6 protein-coding genes are annotated in these 4,903 nt (G+C 45.7%); 2 read left to right on the top strand and 4 right to left on the bottom strand.

The features are described from left to right. A partial coding sequence (locus KDK15_RS05020; protein WP_257294269.1) for a hypothetical protein occupies positions 1-186 on the top strand: 186 nt, incomplete at its 5' end. A 68-nt stretch (positions 187-254) separates the two neighbouring features. Here the strand turns inward: KDK15_RS05020 and KDK15_RS05015 are convergent. Next, positions 255-539 carry a copper homeostasis protein CutC gene (locus KDK15_RS05015; protein ID WP_257294268.1) on the bottom strand — a complete coding sequence of 95 codons (285 nt, stop codon included), beginning with the start codon at positions 537-539 and terminating at the stop codon, positions 255-257. 484 nt (positions 540-1,023) lie between these two features. On the opposite strand from KDK15_RS05015, the gene KDK15_RS05010 reads away from it, so the two are divergent. Further along, positions 1,024-1,821 (top strand): hypothetical protein, encoded by a 798-nt coding sequence (locus tag KDK15_RS05010; RefSeq protein ID WP_257294267.1) that lies wholly within the window; start codon positions 1,024-1,026, stop codon positions 1,819-1,821. A gap of 96 nt (positions 1,822-1,917) precedes the next feature. Here the strand turns inward: KDK15_RS05010 and KDK15_RS05005 are convergent, their stop codons facing one another. The 3 genes from KDK15_RS05005 to KDK15_RS04995 all read right to left on the bottom strand — a co-directional run bounded on the left by KDK15_RS05005 (position 1,918) and on the right by KDK15_RS04995 (position 4,617). Next, positions 1,918-2,493, bottom strand: a complete 576-nt coding sequence (locus KDK15_RS05005; RefSeq protein ID WP_257294266.1) for a 5-formyltetrahydrofolate cyclo-ligase — start codon at positions 2,491-2,493, stop codon at positions 1,918-1,920. Further along, positions 2,474-3,061: a single-stranded DNA-binding protein gene (ssb, locus tag KDK15_RS05000; protein ID WP_257294265.1), complete on the bottom strand. Its 588-nt coding sequence runs from the start codon at positions 3,059-3,061 to the stop codon at positions 2,474-2,476. The genes KDK15_RS05005 and ssb overlap by 20 nt, the downstream gene beginning before the upstream one ends. A gap of 212 nt (positions 3,062-3,273) precedes the next feature. Then, the gene (locus KDK15_RS04995) at positions 3,274-4,617 is read right to left on the bottom strand and encodes an MFS transporter (RefSeq protein ID WP_373691338.1); all 1,344 of its coding nucleotides are present in this window, start codon (positions 4,615-4,617) and stop codon (positions 3,274-3,276) included. Positions 4,618-4,903 lie beyond the last annotated feature (286 nt).

Below are 4,903 nucleotides of genomic sequence, written 5' to 3'. Positions count from 1 at the left end.
CACAGGCCAAGCCTAGCAGGGCTTGTTGCGTTCGTTGCTTTTTATTTCAACTGTCGCAAGAGTCGACCAGGAACAGGAAGTGATCCGAAAATAAACGGTCTTACCAGGCAACAACTCCTGCGTTGCCCCGTAGAACAGCTGAACAACCACTATTCCCAAAAAACCCTGACCCGGGGTCGACCTTGAGCGCCGATCACCCTAAAGCAATATCTTTAAAGATAACGAAGGTTAGTGATTAAGAACAGAGGTACATTTTACATTCGGGCCATTGAAGACTTCATCTGACGAACCTTTAAAGAGCTGACCTGTCCATGTTCCAGTACAACACTGAATGTATGCAGAGAAAAGCGTTTCACCTCAGGGAATATTGCCAGTCTGGCGTGACACCAAAAGCCCGGTGAAAGGTAGCCGCCAGCTAAAGCGCCAACAACAATGCCATCGACGCCCACCATCGCTGCATCTTTAATCTGGTGTTCCATAAAGGCAATCTCATCCCTGGAATGAAAGAAGCAACCACCCACAGGGCGAATTATTGCCAACAGCCCAGGGCGATCCTTGAATGCATCTCTTGCCAGTTCTATATGCCAGATCGCACAAATTAAAAATCGCTCAAAGAATATTTACACGCCGAGTAGCAGCAAAACTGTTTTATTAACTACATATTAAAAACCATAGTACTAATCAAAATAACTCCACATGAAATATAACAACGGCTGTTTTATATATATTGATTATGAAAATACCTACATATGAATAAAAAACATTTATTTATTTTTTTATATAGCCATACCATTTTGCGGAAATAAAATATTACTCTAGAATCCCTTTTAGTATCTCTCCATACAGTAAACAAGTTCCATTACCGAGCTTAAAATTAATACACAGCCATGAAATATTTCAAAAAAATATATTTAAAGCTAGGAATAATAAGGGTTGCTTACTGTCCAACCGTTCGGTTCTGATCTTTATTTAGAGAGAACCGTTTTTTCTTAATTAAAACAGCCATCCGGATAAGGGGTTAGCATGTTTAGAGGAAAGTGTTTATCCATCGTCTTATTGTTATCAATCACATCGGCATCATGGGGAGCTTCTTCCGATACCAGAGCCGGGGTTGAGAATGGGCGATCAGGCGGGAGTTCTTTGTCAACAATTGGTAGTGGTACTTTCTCTCTGCTTGAATTGGCTGCCCATGCTACTATTCTTCTTGGTTCTGGAAACTATGCTCCGGACAGCCCTTTTACAAAAGTGCTGTCATACATCCCGCAAAAGGTTTATGACTTTAGTGCTACAAGCATTCTTTCCAACCGTGTTGCCCACCACGTTTTCCTGAGTCAGTTATTAAGACTGCTGCCCGTAGCCAATGACTATGTCTGCGGTATGATGACACTAACCACTGAGGATGGCTATTACATCGACAGCGTTCTGGTTAATCAGGGGTCAATACAGAACGACTCACAATTTGATCACATTGGCGATAATCTTTATGTCCCTAAAAACAGAGGTATCACCAACCTGTTATTAGTTAAGCAGATGACAGGGTGGACAACGGCAGGAAGTGCATATATCACTGAAAACCCAATTGACTTATTCGTCACTGTTTCTGATGGCCGACAAACGTCTACTATCAATGTTCAGAAGAGCTCATGCACATTGTACAGCTATGGAAAAGCTCAAGCCTCTGTTATCAAGGGTGATGATGTATCTTTCTGCCTGACTAATTCCGGAACTGACTCTAAAGTATCAACGATTACCGCGCTAACATCTGCCTATGGCAAACCAGCCCTTATGCGTATTCCCGGAGAAGCTTGCGAAAGCTATTAGCCCATTGATCTGAATTATTAATGTTGAACTCTGACAATATCCAATCAAGACCACCCTTAGTCAAACAGGGTGGTTTTTTTACCAGAAGTAATATTTTTATACTGAGTAATAGCGACTGTCCGTTGCAATACCAGACATGGCTATATCCCAATGCTCTACAGGAATCGATTCAACTTTCTGGCACTCATGAGCAAGGCCAATAAGTATTGGCTTTTCTGCAGTCCTGGTAAAAGCAAATGTTCTGTCATAGAAGCCTCCTCCCATACCAAGCCTTCTGCCTGCTTCATCAAAACCGGTTAAAGGTACAAGGACAACATCAAGATTTTCCGGAGAAATCGGTCTTACTTCCTGCAAAGAAGGCTCAGGGATTCCGAAACGATTGAAAACCAGAGGAGTGTCGGGCAGGTATTCAATAAACAGAAGGTTGTTACCGCTCCCAATCACCGGCAGATAACATTTTTTGCCAGAATTCCAGAGAAAATCACGGAGCGCGTCCGGATTTATTTCGCCATCATTAGCAATATAAATAGCAATATGCTGGCTATCCGTAAGCTCAGTTCGCATGCTAAGAATATCACAAAGCATTTCACCAGCGCTGACCTGCTGGTCAGCGCTTAATGCCCGGCGGCGTTCGCGAAGAGAGGTTCTTAACTCAGAACGGGATATCATCATCAAAATCGTCGAAACCACCGGCAGGCTGTGGCTGAGGAGAAGATTGCTGTTGCTGCGACTGAGCTGGTTGCTGCTGCTGTTGTTGTTGTTGTTGTTGTTGTGGTGGTGGTGGTGGTGGTGATCCGTATTGCTGAGGCTGCTGCGGAGCATAAGACTGCTGCTGTTGCGGTGCCTGCTGCTGGTAGCCGCCTCCCACCGGGGCTCCCATAGCGCCTTCCTGACGGCCATCCAGCATCTGCATCTGACCACTGAATCCATCAACGACAATCTCGGTAGTATATCGATCCTGACCGTCCTGCCCCTGCCACTTGCGTGTCTGCAGCTTACCTTCAATATAGATTCTTGATCCTTTACGAAGGTACTGCTGGGCAATCTCAGCCAGCTTGCCAAAAATAACAATCCGGTGCCACTCGGTTTTCTCCTGTTGCTGACCAGTATTACGGTCTTTCCAGGACTCACTGGTCGCCAGACTCAGGTTTGCTACGGCACTGCCATTGGGAGTAAAACGCACATCCGGATCGTTACCCAGATTACCAATCAGTATTACTTTATTAACGCCTCGAGCCATTTAGCTTCTCCTAGCTTCTCCGCCATATTCATTCAAACTCAAATAGCCTCCAAGAACAGTTCATTCATTGAAGACGCCATGGAGTAACCTTACAGGGTCACTCAATATTAAAAATGCTTTTAAGAACAAAAGCCCTATATCTGGTTACCCGTTTTTATTCTATGTAAACTCGCAGGCTTAATATCTGAGCTACATATTGCAACCGTTTCTATCTAGCACTGGCCAAACTGTCTTAACTCAGACCAGTTCAGTGCTTGCTTATCGACTTTCAGATAAGCTGTTTTCTCTGCTGCAAGCACAGTCACTTCCTGAACACCGTCAATACCAGCAAGTCGTTCCCCCACTGAACTGACATCATCAAACTCAGGATTCAAAGCCATTACCATAGTACTCACATAGGGTGGTTGTTTCATAGTAACAGACAACCAGCACCACAGGGCAGTGGGAATTGCACAAAGCATTATGACAGCGGGAACACCGCCATACTCCATGGCAAGGCCCCCAAGGCTGCCTCCCATGGCTGCCCCCAGAAACTGGCTGGTGGAATAGCCTCCCATGACAGTGCCACGAGTCCCTACAGGCGCGAGTTTGCTGACCAGGGATGGCAGCGTGGCTTCCAGAAAATTAAAACCAAAAAAGAAAACAATTAAGCCCGCCAACAACATCGTTGCACTGAGCATGCCTTGATAAAACAGCGCAAAAGCCACGAACAGGATGACAATACTAAAGCTATAGCACTGCTTGAGCAGACGCTGACGCTCACTGAATATAATAAGGGGGATCATCATCACAAATGAGAGGCCCAGGACGGCCAGATAAATACCGCCATGAGCAGAGCGATCAAAGTCTTTGCGCAAGAGCTCGGGAATAAAAACAAATAGGGCCATCAACACAAAATGGAGGGCAAAAATTCCAATAATATGCCTCAGCAACTCCGGATTAGTGAAGACCTGAAACAACACCTGACGATCAACAGAACTGTTTAAGTCCTGCCGTTTAATGACCGGCGTTGGCACCAGCAGAATAATAACCAGCATCGCTGCCACAGCCATCAGGGCATTAGAGATAAAGAGTCCAGACAGCCCCCAGATATCACTGACAACCGGCCCCAGTACCATGGCAATGGCAAAGGCAAGGCCAATCCCCATACCGATCATTGCCATGGCTTTGGTTCGATGCTGATCCCGGGTAAGGTCAGCCATCAACGCTGCCACTGCACCAGCAATGGCACCACACCCCTGCAAAATTCGTCCGGCAATAACCCCCTCAATGGTGTTAGCCTGTGCCGCCAGAAGACTTCCCAGTAGAAAAATAAACAGTCCCAACAGGATAACGGGCTTTCTGCCCAAGCGATCAGAAAGCCAGCCAAAAGGTATCTGCAATATGGCCTGACTAAACCCATAGGCACCAATGGCCACACCTATCAAACTGGGCGAAGCCCCCTGAAGATCGTCAGCAAAAAGAGCCAGAACAGGCAGTACCATAAACAGTCCAAGCATCCGGAAGACAAAGACCAGGGTAAGGGATACAGCCGCTTTTAATTCAACAAATGACATGGGATAACAGCAAAGTCCTGAATTTTTTTGGTGGTTATTACTGATAAACTGATAAATAGTGTCGCCGCAAGTCTATCAGGATTCTGATCCCGGATGCTATGCAAAAGCCTGCTCACGGATTATAGCCCAGGGGGAGTCATCATTAGCGATGATAAGACCAGCTGATGCCTTCCCCAGCGCTCAGACAATAAGTAGTTAACCAAATGAAATCATATTTTCTGACTAAGTGATCAGTCACTCCCGGCAACTGCTCCTGCGTTGCTCTAGCTCCTGCATCCATGCAGTC

The organism is Endozoicomonas sp. YOMI1, assembly GCF_024606345.1.
Classification (GTDB): domain Bacteria; phylum Pseudomonadota; class Gammaproteobacteria; order Pseudomonadales; family Endozoicomonadaceae; genus Endozoicomonas.
The sequence above is the reverse complement of the archived record's forward strand: the minus strand, read 5'-3'. Positions and strand labels throughout refer to the sequence as shown.